We start from the raw sequence: 15,957 nt of genomic DNA, 5'->3' as shown, positions 1-15,957 counted from the left end.
CTCGTTTCGCGCCTTCGCATCTGAGACGCTTTCAGCATGGAGAACCCAATGAGCACTGAAAAAGATTACGTCGTCGCCGATATCGGCCTCGCAGACTTCGGCCGCAAGGAAATCACGATCGCTGAAACCGAAATGCCGGGCCTGATGTCCTGCCGCGAAGAGTTCGGCGCATCGAAGCCGCTCAAGGGCGCGCGCATCACCGGCTCGCTGCACATGACGATCCAGACGGCCGTGCTCATCGAGACGCTGGTTGCTCTCGGCGCCGAAGTGCGCTGGGCGTCGTGCAACATCTTCTCGACGCAGGACCACGCCGCTGCCGCGATCGCTGCTTCGGGCGTTCCTGTTTTCGCCGTCAAGGGCGAGTCGCTGCACGACTACTGGGTCTACACCGACCAGATCTTCCAGTGGGCCGATGGCGGCCTCTCCAACATGATCCTCGATGACGGTGGCGACGCTACCATGTACATCCTGCTCGGCGCCCGCGCCGAAGCCGGCGAAGACGTGCTGTCGAACCCGCACTCGGAAGAAGAAGAGATCCTCTTCGCACAGATCAAGAAGCGCCTTGCCGCTTCGCCTGGCTGGTTCACCAAGCAGCGCGACGCGATCAAGGGCGTCACCGAAGAAACCACCACGGGTGTCAACCGTCTGTACCAGCTTTCCCAGAAGGGCCTGCTGCCCTTCCCTGCCATCAACGTCAACGACTCCGTCACCAAGTCGAAATTCGACAACAAGTACGGCTGCAAGGAATCGCTGGTTGACGGCATCCGCCGCGGCACCGACGTGATGATGGCCGGCAAGGTTGCCGTCGTCTGCGGTTACGGCGACGTCGGCAAGGGCTCGGCCGCTTCGCTGCTCGGCGCCGGCGCACGCGTCAAGGTCACGGAAGTCGACCCGATCTGCGCACTGCAGGCTGCCATGGACGGCTTCGAAGTCGTCACGCTCGAAGACGTCGTCTCGACCGCCGACATCTTCATCACCACGACCGGCAACAAGGACGTCATCCGCATCGACCACATGCGCGCGATGAAGGACATGGCGATCGTCGGCAACATCGGCCACTTCGACAACGAAATCGAAGTTGCCGCCCTGCGTAACCTGAAGTGGACCAACATCAAGCCGCAGGTCGACCTGATCGAATTCCCGAAGGGCAACCGCATCATCCTGCTTTCGGAAGGCCGCCTGCTGAACCTCGGCAACGCGACGGGCCATCCGTCCTTCGTCATGTCGGCTTCGTTCACGAACCAGACGCTGGCGCAGATCGAGCTCTTCACCAAGCCCGGCCAGTACCAGAACCAGGTCTACATCCTGCCGAAGCACCTCGACGAGAAGGTCGCGCGCCTGCATCTCGCCAAGCTCGGCGTCAAGCTGACGCAGCTTTCGGAAGAACAGGCATCCTACATCGGCGTCACGCCGCAGGGTCCGTTCAAGGCTGACCACTACAGATACTAATAGCGGATCTGATATCCACAACATCTAGAGGGTGCGGCATTGACAAATGCCGCACCCTTATTTTTTGGCACACATCTTCCCGACGAATCCTATCCGAAGTATTGTTTTAACACTCGATTCGTGGAGACGGACGCGTCCGTTTGCTTCGAAAATGGGATGTCTTGTCGTAATGCGGCACAAAAGGACGGAGACATACCGCGCATGTCGGAAATGATGCACCGCCTGGTCAAACAGGCAGAAGACGGCGTTTACCCGTCTTGCTGCACTGATCACCCGGGCAATGGAAAACCGGTCGATGCCCGCAAGGCGTCGACGCAGCGATCAGGCTTGTTGGCTCGGGTGGCAAGGATCTTTGCCGCGGGGACTGCAATGGCGTCAATCGCCCAGCCGGTTTTCGCACAGGCGGCGTCAGAGGCTGCCACGTCTCCGCATCTTTTCACCTCCACGCAGGTCGTCGGTTTCTCCGTCGTGATCGGCGTCATCTCGGCAGCCCTTCTTTCCACGCTCTGGGTCGTGCGCCAGCGCGGCAATCTCGAGAGCGAAGGCCGCGAGATCCGTTCCGCGCTATCGGATGCGCAGCAGCGCATTTCGCAGTATCAGGCGCTGATCGCCGACAAGAACCGCCGCATCGTGATCTGGGACGGCGACGAGCGTCCCGAACTGCTGGGACAGCTGCCGGCCGAGACCGGCGCACCGCAGGACAATGAATTCCTGGCATTTGGCCTCTGGCTGAAGCCACGCTCGGCATCGGAACTCGACCGCGCCATCGACGGCTTGCGGCAGTCGGCCAAGAGCTTCGACATCGTCGTCGAGACCCACCGCGAAGAGGTTCTGGAAGCGCAGGGCCGGGTTTCCGGCGGCCGCGCCTTCGTTCGCTTCGTAGCGCTGAACAATCTGCGCGCCGAGCTTGCCGAACTGAAGATCGAGCGCGACCGGCTGATGTCGTCGATCTCGGCGTTTCAGGGGTTGCTTGATTCCATCGACCTGCCGGCTTGGCAGCGCGACACCGAAGGCCGGCTAACCTGGGTGAACCACGCCTATGGCGCTGCCGTCGACGCCGCATCACCCGACGAGGCGATCTCCGAAGGCCGCGAGATCCTGACGACCATTGCGCGCGAGCGCATCCGCGCCGTCGCCACGCCGGAATCGCCGTTCCACGACAAAATCTCGACCGTCATCCACGGCAACCGCACCTTCCTCGACGTTGTCGATGTGAAGGTTCCGAGCGGTTCGGCCGGCATCGCGGTCGATGTCTCCGGCGTCGAGACCGTTCGCGCCGAGCTGGAACGGACGCTGAAGAGCCACGCCGAGACGCTCGACCACCTCGCGACCCCGGTCGCGATCTTCGACGGCGACCAGCGCCTGCAGTTCTACAACCAGGCTTTCGTGACGCTGTGGCAGCTCGATATCGCATTCCTTGAGAGCAAGCCTGACAATGCCGAGCTGCTGGAGCGCCTGCGCGCCGCCAAGAAGCTGCCGGACCAGCTGAACTGGAAGACCTGGAAAGAGACCGCACTTTCGGTTTACCGGGCGCTCGATACGCAATCCGACCTCTGGCATCTGCCGAACGGCCAGACGCTGCGCGTCTTCGCGACCGCGCATCCGCAGGGCGGCGCCACCTGGGTGTTCGAAAACCTGACCGAACAGGTCGATCTCGAGACGCGTTACAATACGCTGGTGAAGGTTCAGGGCGAAACGATCGATCATCTGTCCGAAGGCGTGGCGGTGTTCGGTCCCGACGGGCGTATTCAGTTGTCGAACCCCGCATTCCGGGCGCTCTGGGGCATTACCGTAGCGGAAGCGAAGCCGGGTACGCATATCCGGGCGCTGGGCGATGCCTGCGCGCCCTCCTACGACAAGCCCGATGGCTGGAAGACTTTTGCCGAGCTGATCACCAGCTTCGACGACGAGCGTCGCTCAAGCCAGGGAACGCTGGAGCTGTTCTCCGGCCTCGTGCTCGATTACGCCGTCATTCCGCTGCCGAACGCGCAGACGATGCTGACCTTCGTCAACATGACGGATAGCGTTCGCGCCGAACGCGCGCTTACGGAAAAGAACGACGCTCTGCGCAAGGCCGACGAGCTGAAGAACGATTTCGTCCAGCACGTCTCCTACGAGCTGCGCTCGCCGCTGACCAACATCATCGGCTTTACCGACCTGCTGCGCACGCCGGGGCTCGGCGATCTCAACGAGCGGCAGGCGGAGTATATCGACCATATCTCCACCTCCTCCTCGGTGCTGCTGACGCTGGTGAACGACATTCTCGATCTCGCGACCGTCGATGCCGGCATCATGCGGTTGAATTATTCGGAGATCGACCTCGGCGACCTGCTCGACGACGTCTCGATCCAGATCGCCGACCGCCTGCAGGAAAGCGGCGTGACGCTGGAGATCACGGCGCCCGCACGGCTCGGTTCGATCATCGCCGATCCGCAACGCCTGAAGCAGATCCTGGTCAAGCTTCTCTCCAATGCCGCGAATTTCTCGCCGGAGGGCGCCTCGATATCGCTGGCCTGCCAGCGCGAGGGAACGGACTTCGTTTTCAGCGTGACCGATCAGGGCCCGGGCATCTCGCAAGAGATGATCTCGACCGTTTTCGACCGCTTCGCGACGGGGGCCAAGAGCGGCAAGCGTGGCGGTGCAGGCCTCGGTCTGTCGATCGTCGACAGCTTCGTCAACCTTCATAACGGCCAGGTCGTCATCGACAGCCAGCCGGGCAAGGGAACGACGGTCATTTGCCGGATTCCTTCGGCCAACCTCCCCTCCTACGCCGCCGCCGAATGACGACAAGCGCGCCTGTCATCTCGCTTTTCCTCGCAGACGAGGCAGCGACCGACCGTCTCGGCGAGGATCTGGCGCTGGCGCTGAAGCCGGGCGATTGCCTCGCGCTATCGGGCGACCTCGGCGCCGGCAAGTCCTCGCTATCGCGGGCGCTTATTCGCGCGATTGCCGACGACGCTGAGCTCGAAGTACCGAGCCCGACCTTCACGCTCGTCCAATCCTACGATTTGCGCATTCCCGTCGCGCATTTCGATCTCTACCGGCTTGGCGATGCCGCCGAACTGACCGAACTCGGCTTCGATGAGGCGCTGCAGGGCGGGATCTGTCTGGTGGAATGGCCGGAGATGGCCGAGAGCGAGCTGCCTGGTTACCGGATCGTGCTGACGCTGACGCATGAAGGTGTGGGACGCCGGGCGACGATCGCCGCGCCCGAAAAGCAGGCCGCGCGGATCAAACGCGTGCTCGCCATTCGCGCCTTTCTCGCCGCAGCCGGCTACCCTCTTGCCAAGCGCCGGTTTCTCACGGGCGACGCGTCGCTACGGGCCTACGAGGCGATCTATCCAGACGACGGCGTGCGCCGCATCCTGATGGACTGGCCGCCGCTGCCGGAAGGGCCGCCGGTGCTCGATGGCAAGCCCTACCCGAAGGTGGCGCATATTGCCGAGAACGCCTATCCCTTCGTCGCCATTGCCGACGTGTTGCGCGAGCGCGGCTTCGCGACGCCGCTGATCCATGACGTCGATTACGAGCAGGGCATTCTGCTGATCGAGGATCTCGGCAGCGATGGGGTTCTCGACGAGAACGGCCAGCCGATTGCCGAGCGCTATCTCGAAAGCGTCGCATGCCTTGCGGCCCTGCATGCGCAAGCTATCCCGCAGGATATCCGCGTCACCGACGAGCATGTGCACCACATCCCGGATTTCGACCGCACCGCCATGAAGATGGAAGTGCGGTTGGTGCTTGACTGGCATCTGCCGTGGAAACGCGATGGGGCGCCGGTGACCGATGCGGAGCGCGACGAATATCTGGCGATCTGGGACGCGCTGATCGACCAGCTCGATGCGGCCGAGAAGAACCTGCTGCTGCGCGATTTTCATTCGCCCAATATCATCTGGCGGGAAGACGAGATCGGCGTAAAGCGGGTCGGCCTGATCGATTTCCAGGACGCGATGATCGGGCCGACGGCCTACGATCTCGCCTCGATCGCCCAGGATGCGCGCGTGACCATCGAGCCTCATCTCTTCGACCGGCTGATGGAGCACTATCTGTCGCTGCGCCGCGCGCAGGGCGGATTCGACGAGGCAGGCTTCCTGAAAAGCTGGGCAATCATGTCGGCGCAGCGCAATTGCAAGCTCGCCGGCCTATGGGTTCGGTTGATGCAGCGCGACGGAAAACCTGGCTATATGAAGCACATGCCGCGCACGCTCTCCTATTTGAGCGTGGCGCTTCAGCATGAAACGCTTGCCCCCTTGCGCGAGTGGTGCGTAAGGACTGGAATAGTCACCAGCGAATCATAAGTTTCGGACGATATGACCATCAAACAAGCCATGGTGCTGGCTGCCGGTCTCGGCACCCGTATGCGCCCGATTACCGATACGATCCCCAAGCCGCTGGTGAAAATCGACGGCAAGGCGATGATCGACTATGCGCTGGATTCGCTCGCCGAAGCGGGCGTCGAGAAGGCGGTGGTCAATGTCCACCATCACGCAGACCAGATGCTCGACCATCTCAGCCGCTACAAGGCGCTCGAGATCATCATCTCCGACGAGCGCGCCGGCCTGATGAACAACGGCGGCGGCTTGGCGAAGGGCTTGAAGCTGCTCGATCGCGGCCCCGTGTTCGTCACCAATGCCGATCTCTTCTGGATCGGCGAGCGGCGAGACCGACCGAGCAACCTGCGGCGCTTAGCCGGATTCTTCGATGCGGACCGGATGGACATGGCGATGCTGTGTGTCAATCTCGAGGACACGACCGGGCATAACGGAAAGAACGACTTCAACCGCGATAAGGCTGGCCGGCTGAGCCGTGTTCGCGCCGATGGTCCCGACCCTGTGGTCTATGCCGGGGCGATTGCCATGCAGACGGCGTTTCTGGACGACGCGCCTGATGACGCCTTCAATCTCAACATCTATTTCGACAAGGCGATCGCGCGCGACCGGCTCTACGGCATGATGCTCGAGGGACACTGGCTTACCGTCGGCACGCCCGAGGCAATCGGCGATGCGGAAGAGACGATCCGGCGTTACCGGGCGTTGGCATAGGCCATGAGCGAGCGGCACCAGCCCAGGGTTCTCACAATACCGGCAGGGCTGCCCTTTCTCGCGACCCTGGCAGAGACGCTCTGCGACGGACGGCTGACACCGCTGTTTCGCCATGACCCGAGCGATCCGCTATCACTTTCCAAGGTGACGATCTATCTGCCGACGCGGCGCGCCGTGCGCGTGCTGCGCTCGGAGTTCGTCGATCTGCTGGGTGGGCGGTCCGCGATCCTGCCGATCATCCGGCCGCTTGGCGAGACGGATGACGATAGCGGCTATTTCGACGAAGCGCTGCCGGCGACGCTCGATCTCGCGCAGCCGCTTTCCAACACCGCACGCCTCCTGGAACTTGCGCGGCTCATTCTCGCCTGGCGCAACAAGCTGCCGGAGATCGTGCGCAGCATCCACTCGGATTCGCCGCTTGTTGCGCCCGCCAGCCCGGCCGACGCGATCTGGCTTGCCAGAAACCTGGCCGAGCTGATCGATTCCATCGAGACCGAGGATCGCGACTGGAGCGAACTTGCGACGCTGAGCGCGAGGGATCATGCGCTGTGGTGGCAGCTGACGGCGGAGTTTCTGCAGATCGCCAGCGCCTTCTGGCCGGAACGCCTGAACGAGCTCGGCAAGTCCTCGCCGGCGCGGCACCGCAACGCGATCCTGAGAGCGGAAGCCAACCGCATCGCGACGATGCCGGAAAGCGGGCCGATCATTATCGCCGGATCGACCGGTTCGGTGCCGGCAACGGCCGATCTGATCGCGGCGGTGGCGGCGCGGCGCGAGGGCGTGATCGTCCTGCCCGGTCTCGATGTCGGCATGCCCGATGAGCACTGGCGTATGGTCGCGCCCGATAAGGCTGATGCTGCGAGCCGCAGCCACTCGCAATATGGCCTAGCACAGCTTTTGAAGCGCCTAAGCCTGACTCGCGAGGATGTTTCGACACTTGCGAACGCACCCGACGCGCTTGCTGTGCGCGCGCAGATCCTCTCGCATGCGCTGTCTCCATCCGAGGCGACCAGCGATTGGAGCCGGTGGAAGGAAATGCTTTCGGAGAGCGATATTGCGGCCGCCTTTGCCGATGTATCGCTGATCGAAGCCGGCAATGAGCGCGAAGAGGCGACGGCGATCGCCATTGCGCTTCGGCTGGCATTGGAACAGCCGGGAAAGGACGGCGAAAGCCGCGCGGCGCTGATTACGCCGGACCGCAACCTCGCCCGCCGCGTGATGGCGGAGCTTTCGCGCTTCGGCATCATTGCCGACGATTCCGCCGGCACGCCGCTTGCAGCGATGCCGCAGGGAACCCTGCTGCAGCTGCTGCTCGAAGCGGCGCTGCGACCGGGCGATCCGGTAGCGATCGTCAGCCTTCTCAAGCATCCCTTGGCGCGCTTCGGGCTGGAGCGCGGCGCGCTTTCCGAGGCGGTGGCTGCGCTCGAATTGCTGGCCTTGCGTGGCGGCGTGGCGGAGGTCGATATTAGCGCGCTTGGGCCGCTTCTCGAACACCAGCTTTCCGAACAGGCGCTCGACCGGCACGCGCCGCATTGGCGCAAGGCCCTTCCCGTCCACGCGATCGATCTGGCGCGCGATCTCGCCCGCCGGGTGGGTGCAGCAACCGAGCCGCTCGCTTCCGCTCTGGTGCGCCATGAAACCGCTGGTCGCGGCCTGACCACACGTTTCACGCTTTCCGACTGGGCTGACCGCGCCGGCCGCGCCATTGAGGCGGTCGCACGCGACGAGAAGGGCGATCTCTCCGGGCTCTGGTCGGGCGAGGCGGGCGACACGCTGGCGACTTTGCTTGGAGAGGTGATCGGGACCGACGGCCAGATCGAGGCGGACGGCGCGCAGTGGATCGATATCATGGCGGCGCTCTCGGCCGGACAGGCGGTGAAACCGCAAGCGCTCAGCCATCCGCGGCTGTTCATCTTCGGCACGCTGGAAGCGCGCCTGCAGAGCGTCGATACGCTGATCCTCGGCGGCTTGAACGAGGGTTCTTGGCCGGGCCAGACCGCCAACAATCCCTTCATCTCGCGATCGATGAAGACAGAGATCGGGTTGGAGCCGCCGGAGCGCCGTATCGGCCAGCTGGCGCATGACTTCGAGATGGCCAACGGAACGCGGCACCTGGTCTATACCCGCGCACTCCGCAAGGGCTCGACGCCCACCGTCGCCTCTCGCTGGCTGCAGCGGCTGATGGCCTTTTGCGGGAAGAGTTTCGAAGCGACGCTGAAGGATCGGGGAGAGCAGTTCGTGCACTGGGCGGGTCTGCTCGACGAGGGGCAGCGGCAAGCGCCGGCGCAGCGACCGAGCCCGACGCCGCCACGCGAGGTGCAGCCGAAATCCTACTCGTTCAGCGAGGTCGGCCGGCTTCGGCGCGACCCCTATGCGATCTATGCGCGCCGCGTTTTGAAGCTCGACGCAGTCGATGCCTTCAACCGCGATCCCGGAGCTGCCGAGCGCGGGACGCTCTATCACAAGATCATCGACCGGTTCATCCGCGAGGGCAACATCGCCGGCACGCCTGACGGAACGGCGGCGATGGAGCGCATCCTCACCGAGCTGTTCGACATGGAGCAGCTGCCGGCGCATATCGATGCCGTCTGGCGTCCGCGTTTCCGCGAGGTGGCGCGCTCGTTCCTCGCCTGGGAAGCAGAGCGGCGGCCGGGGCTTCAGCGGACGCTCACCGAAGTGCGCGGCGCCATGCAGCTTGAGCAGGTCGATATCCGGCTGAGCGGCGTTGCCGACCGGATCGATATCACCGGGCCCCACTCCGCCGATTTGATCGACTACAAGACGGGCTACAACCCCTCGCCCGCGCAGGCGCGAGCGTTGCTCGATCCGCAGCTGGCGCTGGAGGCCGAGGTGCTGAAGGCCGGCGGGTTCATGGATGCTGGCAAGCTGGTGCCACAGGATCTGCTCTATGTGCGGCTGCGGCCGGGAAGTCGGTTCCAGGTCGATACCGTCAACAACGAATTCTCGGCGCGCAGCGACAAGGCGAAATCGGCGATCGAGCTTGCCGGCGATTCCATCGATCAGCTGGTGAAATTCGTAGCGTTGCTGCAATCCGGCGAGAAGGGCTTTACTTCACGGCTTATTCCCGCCCAACAATTCGAGTTCGGCGGCGATTACGATCACCTTGCCCGCGTCTCGGAGTGGTCGACGGCCGAAAGCGATGAGGCCAGCAATGATGAGTGACGAAACGGCACTGCCTGAGGGCGACGACCCGCACGACTGGACCAGCTGGACGACGGTGCAGCAATCGATCGCATCCGACCCGCGCCGATCGGCCTGGGTTTCGGCCAATGCGGGATCGGGAAAGACGCACGTCCTGACACAACGGGTGATCCGCCTGCTGTTATCCGGCGCCCGACCCTCGGCGATCCTGTGCCTGACCTATACGAAGGCGGCAGCCTCGGAAATGTCGAACCGCGTGTTCGATCGGCTGGCCGAATGGGCTGTGCTTTCGGACGAGGAGCTTCGCAAGCGCATTGCCCAGATCGAGGGAACGCCGCCCGACTTCCTCAAGCTCGCGGAGGCGCGCAGGCTTTTCGCTAAGGCGCTGGAGACCCCGGGCGGGCTGAAGATCCAGACCATCCACGCCTTTTGCGAAGCGCTGCTGCATCAGTTTCCGCTGGAAGCGAACGTGGCCGGGCACTTTTCCGTGCTCGACGACCGGGCAGCCGCGACACTGCTTGCCGACGCGCGCCGCTCGCTGCTGACGGCGACGACGCCCGAGGAAGACAAGGCGCTCGCGGATGCTTTCTCCTATGTTCTCAACCTCGGCGACGAATCCGGGCTGGAAACGCTGCTTGGTGAGATCGTCGCCAACCGCAATGCGATCAAGGCATTCACCCAGGCCGCCGAGCAGAATGGTGGCCTCGACAATGTCTTGCGGGCAGAGCTTGGCCTTTCAGAGGGTGACACCGAGCTTGCGATCGCCGGGCAATACTGGCCGCTGCCCGGTTTGGCTGGCGGCACGCTCAGCCTTTATCTGGAGCTCGCCGACCTCAAGGGCGGGGCGAAGGCGCAGGAGGTGGCTTCCGCGCTTAAGAGTGTGGTGCGGGAAACGGATATCCTTCGCCGGATTCCAACACTGGAAAAGATCTTTCTCACCGCCAAGGGCGAGCCGAAAGCGGACGGGCAGTTCACTGTGAAGGCGATGCTCTCCCAGGCGCCTGAGCTTGTCGATGCCATTGCCGCGGCGCGTGCGCATGTGGTCGCCTGCCGGGACCGGCTGAAGATCGTGCGGATGTTCGACGCCACGCGCGCTGCCCTTGTGCTCGCCGACAGGCTCAATCGCGACTACGACGACCTCAAGAAGCAGCGGAGCCAGCTCGACTTCGAGGATCTGATCACCCGCACCGCCGATCTTCTGAACAAGAGCGATGTCGGGCCGTGGATCCACTACAAGCTGGATCAGGGTATCGACCACATTCTCGTCGACGAGGCGCAGGACACCAGCCCGATCCAGTGGAGCGTGATCCAATCGCTGGCGGAGGATTTCTTCTCCGGCGAAAGTGCGCGCGACGTGGTGCGCACGCTGTTTGCGGTCGGTGACGAGAAGCAGTCGATCTATTCGTTTCAGGGCGCGCGGCCCGAACGTTTCTCGGAAGAAAGCCGGCGAACACGGCAACGCGTTTCGCAGAGCGGTCGGGACTTCTCCTCGGTTCGATTGCCGCTCTCTTTCCGATCGACCTCCGACGTGCTTGCTGCTGTCGACCACATCTTCACGCCGCCAGACAACGCGCGCGGACTGAGCGCCGGTGGCGAGCCGGTGGTGCATCGCTCCAATCGTATCGGCCACCCCGGAGCCGTCGATCTGTGGGAGATGATCGCGCCTGAGGTCGCGATCAAGGACGAGGACTGGACGGCACCGTTCGACGCGACGCCGGAAAGCGCACCCGCCGCCATTCTGGCGCGGCGCATGGCGCACACGATCGACATGATGGTCGGCAAGAAGACGATCATCGAAAAGGGCAAGGAGCGGTTGATCGAAGCTGGCGATATCCTTGTCCTCGTGCGCAAGCGCGATGCCTTCGTCAATGCGCTCACGCGCGCGCTAAAGCGGCGCGGCAATATTCCGGTTGCCGGCGCCGACCGGTTGCGGCTCACCAGCCATATCGCGATCCAGGACCTGGTGGCGCTCGGCCGCTTCCTGCTCTTGCCGGAAGACGACCTTTCGCTGGCGGCCGTTATGAAAAGCCCGCTTTTCGATCTCAACGAAGACGACATCTTCGCGGTGGCGGCGCTGCGTGGCGACGGCCAAAGCGTGTGGGCGCATCTGCAGGCCTATGGGGCGGATGGCAACGAGCGCCTTGGGGCTGTCGTTGCTCGGCTCCAGCTGTTTCTCGAGGAATCGAAGAGCCTCCCGGTTCACGACTTCTACGCCCGGGTGGTTGGGGTTCATGGCGGTCGGCGGCAGTTTCTGGCGCGGCTGGGCACCGAGGCGAGCGACATTCTGGACGAGTTTCTGACGTTCACGCTCGACCACGAGACGGCCGCCCTGCCCGGCCTGCAGTCCTTCATCTCGACGCTTGAGCTCGAGGCCCCCGTCGTCAAGCGCGAGCAGGACAAAGGCCGCAACGAGGTCCGGATCATGACCGTGCACGCCTCGAAGGGGCTTGAGGCGCCGATCGTGTTTCTGGTCGATGGCGGGTCCAAGGCGTTCACGCATTCACATATGCCGAAGCTGCGGCTGCTGGAGCAGAGTGGCGAGCGGCCGCCGCTACCGGTCTGGGTGCCGCTCGGCGATCTCAGCAATTCGCTGACACAGGCCGATGCCGCGCGTATTCAGGTGTTGGCGGAAGAGGAATATCGCCGGCTTCTCTACGTGGCGATGACGCGCGCGGCCGATCAGCTGATCGTTTGCGGCTACAGGGGCGTGCGGCTCAACACCGACACCTGGCATGCGATGATAACGGCTGCGATGGACGACAGCCATCCGCATGTCGAAGCCGCCACCTTTACCGGGCCGGACGGCGACTGGCAGGGCGTCGAATGGCGCGTGCCAACGATGGAGCGGATGTTCGAGCGCGCCGACCATGTCGAGCAGACTGCTGCCCGCGACGCCTTGCCGTTCGACCTCAATCGCCCGCTGCCACCGCAAAAGAAGCTCCCTCGACCCCTCAGCCCTTCCGGAGCCGGAACGATCATCGACGAAGAGGCCGACAATCTTCTCGTGGCCTCGCCGCTCTTCACCGACAAGCCGAAATCCGACCGCGCGCTGCAAAAAGGCCGCCTGCTGCACCGGATGCTGCAGACCTTGCCCGAGATACCGCTGGCGGAGCGCGCGGACGCGGCAAGGCGCTATGCCGAGCGCGCTGCCCGTTTCTGGCCGCAGGACGAGCGCGACAGGTTGATCGATTCGGTTCTGAAACTATTGGACGTGCCGGATCTGCAGCCGGTTTTCGAGGCCCATGCACAGGCGGAAGTCTCGATCATGGGAACGCTTACGCTCGACGGGCGTGACTATGCTGTCTCGGGTCGTGTCGACCGGCTGGCGGTGCTCGATGACCGGGTCGTCATCCTCGATTACAAGACCAATCGCGTGCCGCCGGAGACGGCTGCGACCATACCCTTCGCACACCGGGCGCAGCTTGCCATTTACCAGACGATCATGGCGCCGCTCTATCCCGGCAAGCGGATCGATTGCGTGCTCGTCTACACCGAGAACGGCTCCGTGCACACGCTGACGCCTGAGGCCATGGCATTGGCGCTTGCACAGCTCAAAACAAAGTGAAATACCGGTCATTGAAATCCCGCCGGCGCACCATCACATGTGCTTCAACAGGAATCCTTTAAAGGAGCGGCCTTATGGCTACCGTGAAAGTCGATATAAATAATTTCCAGGCTGAAGTTCTGGAATCCGCAGAACCCGTCGTTGTCGATTTCTGGGCTGAATGGTGCGGCCCGTGCAAGATGATCGCTCCGAGCCTCGAAGAACTCGCCGTCGAGTTCCAGGGCAAGGTGAAGGTCGCCAAGCTCAACATCGACGAAAATCCTGAGCTGGCCGCCCAGTTCGGCGTGCGCTCGATCCCGACGCTTGCCATGTTCAAGGCCGGCGAAGTTGCCGACATCAAGGTTGGCGCTGCTCCGAAGACCGCTCTTTCGAGCTGGATCTCCAGCGCGGCCTGATCTGTCAGGACATTAGAATGAAAAAAGCCCGGTCGATGCCGGGCTTTTTTCATTTGGGGGGTGTGCCGTTGTCGGCAAGCACGTCGCCAACAAGATAGAGCGATCCGCCGATCAGAATGCGTGGTGGCTGTTCGCGCTCGAAGGCGGTGTCGCGGATCGCTTCCAGTGCTTCGCCGACCGTAGACATGGGCTCGGCGACGAGGCCGGCGTCATAGGCGGCATTGGCGAGAATGACGGGGTCGATCATCGCGTCGCTGCCGCGAATGGGCACGCAGTAGACCTTTTCCGCAAGGCCCTTGAAGGCGTTAAAATAGCCGATCGGGTCCTTGGTGTTGATCATGCCGATGATCAGAAACAGCGGGCGCGGCTGCTTTTCCTCGAAATTGGCCATGGCTTCGGCGATGACTTCGCCCGCGCCGGGATTATGGCCGCCATCGACCCAGATCTCGGCACCCGAGGGGGCGCTCGCGATCAGATTGCCATCGCTCAGCTTCTGCAGGCGGCCAGGCCATTCGACCGTTGCCATCGCCTTTTCCATCATCGCTTCGGTGACGGTGAAGCCCGCGGCCTTTACGGCGCGGATGGCTGCGGCAGCGTTGGCATATTGGTGGCGGCCGGGGAGCCTTGGCAGCGGCAGGTCGGCGAGGCCGAATTCGTCCTGATAGACGAGCCGGCCGTATTCCTCGTGCGCCATGAAATCCTGGCCGAAGGCTGCGGTCGGGCAACCGAGACGCTCGGCGGTCGAGATCAGCACGTCGAGCGCCGCATCATATTCCTGCTTGCCGATAACGACAGGCCGCTTGCGCTTCATGATGCCGGCCTTTTCGGCGGCGATCAGTTCGACGCTGTCGCCAAGATAGGGCTGGTGATCGAGCGAGATCGGCATGATGACCGACACCGCCGGATTGGAAATGACATTGGTGGCATCGAAGCGACCGCCAAGGCCGACTTCGATGATGGCCGCGTCTGCCGGATGCTCGGAGAACAGGATGAAGGTGACCGCCGTCAGGATTTCGAAGACGGTGATCTTCTGGCCGTCATTGGCGGCAGCGACACGGCGCAGCGCATCGGCAAAGACCGCGTCATCGACGAGCTTTCCGCGACCGCCCTCGACGCCGATGCGATAGCGCTCGTGCCAATTGACGAGATGCGGCGAGGTGTGGACGTGGGCGCTATAGCCGCCCGCTTCCAGAAGCGCGCGACAAAAGGCGGTGACGGAGCCCTTGCCGTTGGTGCCGGCCACATGAATGACCGGCGGCAACTTCTTTTGCGGATCGCCGAGAACGGCCAACAGGCGGGTAATGCGATCGAGAGACAGATCGAAGCCCTTGGGGTGCAACCCCATAAGCTTGTCGATTTCCTGTGCTGCTTCGCTCACCGCGGTCTGACCTCTGGGTATCATCGCTCAACCCGCCTGTGATGTTTGCGGTCAGGCGCTTGCGGCGATCGCAAGCGTGCCGTTGTTTTCGTTGGCAACGGCAGCCGGCTTCTTCGTCAGGATCTTCAGGACACGCGCGAGCGTATCGGGAATGTCATGACGCTTGACGACCATGTCGACCATGCCGTGCTCGAGCAGGTATTCCGACGTCTGGAAGCCTTCCGGCAGCTTTTCGCGGATGGTCTGCTCGATGACGCGCTTGCCGGCAAAGCAGATTTCGGCGCCGGGCTCGGCCATGTGGATATCGCCGAGCATGGCGTAGGAGGCGGTGACGCCGCCGGTCGTCGGGTTTGTCAGCACGACGATGTAGGGCTGGCCGGCTTCCTTCAGCATGTCGACGGCAACGGTGGTGCGCGGCAGCTGCATCAGCGACAGAATGCCTTCCTGCATGCGGGCGCCGCCCGACGCCGGGAACATGACCAGCGGGCACTTCTCCGCGATGGCGCGCTCGAAGGCCTTGACGATCGCTTCACCGGCGGCGATTCCGAGCGAGCCGCCCATGAAGTTGAACTCGTGCACGACGGCAACGAGCTTCAGGCCGCGAACCTTGCCGACGCCGGCAACGATCGTGTCTTCCTGGTCGGTCTTGATGCGGCTATCGCGCAGACGATCCGTATACTTCTTGGAATCCCGGAACTTCAGCGGATCCTGTGCGACCTTCGGCTGGATCAGCGCTTCATAGGCGCCGTCGTCGAAGAGATCGGCGAGCCGAGCCTTGGCCGGCATCTTCATGTGATAGCCGGAAGCCGGGATGACCCACTTGTTGTCTTCTAGATCCTTATGGAAGACCATTTCGCCCGTTTCCGGGCACTTGATCCAGAGGTTCTCCGGCACTTCGCGGCGGCCCAGCATGGAATTGATGCGGGGGCGAACGTAGTTGGTGATCCAGTTCAAGTCGAAAACTCC

At 63.2% G+C, this 15,957-nt stretch carries 9 protein-coding genes; 7 read left to right on the top strand and 2 right to left on the bottom strand.

Annotated features, from left to right (window positions below; genetic code table 11):
- Positions 1-48 precede the first annotated feature (48 nt).
- From ahcY to trxA, 7 genes are all read left to right on the top strand, one after another.
- Positions 49-1,449, top strand: coding sequence for an adenosylhomocysteinase (gene ahcY / locus QTL96_RS31095; RefSeq protein ID WP_289730430.1), 1,401 nt, complete (start codon positions 49-51; stop codon positions 1,447-1,449).
- 201 nt (positions 1,450-1,650) lie between these two features.
- On the top strand, positions 1,651-4,233 hold the full coding sequence (locus QTL96_RS31090) for a PAS domain-containing sensor histidine kinase (RefSeq protein ID WP_289730429.1): 2,583 nt from the start codon (positions 1,651-1,653) through the stop codon (positions 4,231-4,233).
- Positions 4,230-5,747 (top strand): tRNA (adenosine(37)-N6)-threonylcarbamoyltransferase complex ATPase subunit type 1 TsaE, encoded by a 1,518-nt coding sequence (tsaE, locus tag QTL96_RS31085; protein WP_289730428.1) that lies wholly within the window; start codon positions 4,230-4,232, stop codon positions 5,745-5,747. The genes QTL96_RS31090 and tsaE overlap by 4 nt, the downstream gene beginning before the upstream one ends.
- Before the next feature lie 12 nt (positions 5,748-5,759).
- Entirely contained in the window at positions 5,760-6,491 is a 732-nt protein-coding gene (locus QTL96_RS31080; RefSeq protein ID WP_289730427.1) for a nucleotidyltransferase family protein, read from the top strand.
- Positions 6,492-6,494: 3 nt separating this feature from the next.
- Complete coding sequence (addB, locus tag QTL96_RS31075) at positions 6,495-9,674, top strand: double-strand break repair protein AddB (RefSeq protein ID WP_289730426.1); 3,180 nt, start codon at positions 6,495-6,497, stop codon at positions 9,672-9,674.
- On the top strand, positions 9,667-13,218 hold the full coding sequence (gene addA, locus QTL96_RS31070; protein ID WP_289730425.1) for a double-strand break repair helicase AddA: 3,552 nt from the start codon (positions 9,667-9,669) through the stop codon (positions 13,216-13,218). Before addB ends, addA begins: the two co-directional genes overlap by 8 nt.
- A gap of 74 nt (positions 13,219-13,292) precedes the next feature.
- Positions 13,293-13,613, top strand: a complete 321-nt coding sequence (gene trxA, locus QTL96_RS31065; RefSeq protein WP_018901140.1) for a thioredoxin — start codon at positions 13,293-13,295, stop codon at positions 13,611-13,613.
- Between the two features lie 49 nt (positions 13,614-13,662).
- Here trxA and QTL96_RS31060 read toward each other — a convergent pair whose 3' ends face one another.
- Positions 13,663-15,015: a folylpolyglutamate synthase/dihydrofolate synthase family protein gene (locus QTL96_RS31060; protein WP_289730424.1), complete on the bottom strand. Its 1,353-nt coding sequence runs from the start codon at positions 15,013-15,015 to the stop codon at positions 13,663-13,665.
- A 27-nt stretch (positions 15,016-15,042) separates the two neighbouring features.
- A complete protein-coding gene (gene accD / locus QTL96_RS31055) occupies positions 15,043-15,945 on the bottom strand; it encodes an acetyl-CoA carboxylase, carboxyltransferase subunit beta (RefSeq protein WP_289730423.1) in 903 nt (300 codons plus the stop codon).
- Positions 15,946-15,957: the final 12 nt, after the last annotated feature.

The sequence above is a fragment of the Rhizobium sp. S163 genome (genome assembly GCF_030380805.1).
In the GTDB taxonomy this organism is placed as follows: domain Bacteria; phylum Pseudomonadota; class Alphaproteobacteria; order Rhizobiales; family Rhizobiaceae; genus Rhizobium.
The sequence above is the reverse complement of the archived record's forward strand: the minus strand, read 5'-3'. Positions and strand labels throughout refer to the sequence as shown.

Bases quoted from the DNA above. Each gene is read 5' to 3' on its own strand.
- ahcY (WP_289730430.1), top strand. From the start codon at position 49: ATGAGCACTGAAAAAGATTACGTCGTCGCCGATATCGGCCTCGCAGAC.
- QTL96_RS31090 (WP_289730429.1), top strand. From the start codon at position 1,651: ATGTCGGAAATGATGCACCGCCTGGTCAAACAGGCAGAAGACGGCGTT.
- tsaE (WP_289730428.1), top strand. From the start codon at position 4,230: ATGACGACAAGCGCGCCTGTCATCTCGCTTTTCCTCGCAGACGAGGCA.
- QTL96_RS31080 (WP_289730427.1), top strand. From the start codon at position 5,760: ATGACCATCAAACAAGCCATGGTGCTGGCTGCCGGTCTCGGCACCCGT.
- addB (WP_289730426.1), top strand. From the start codon at position 6,495: ATGAGCGAGCGGCACCAGCCCAGGGTTCTCACAATACCGGCAGGGCTG.
- addA (WP_289730425.1), top strand. From the start codon at position 9,667: ATGAGTGACGAAACGGCACTGCCTGAGGGCGACGACCCGCACGACTGG.
- trxA (WP_018901140.1), top strand. From the start codon at position 13,293: ATGGCTACCGTGAAAGTCGATATAAATAATTTCCAGGCTGAAGTTCTG.
- QTL96_RS31060 (WP_289730424.1), bottom strand. From the start codon at position 15,015: ATGATACCCAGAGGTCAGACCGCGGTGAGCGAAGCAGCACAGGAAATC.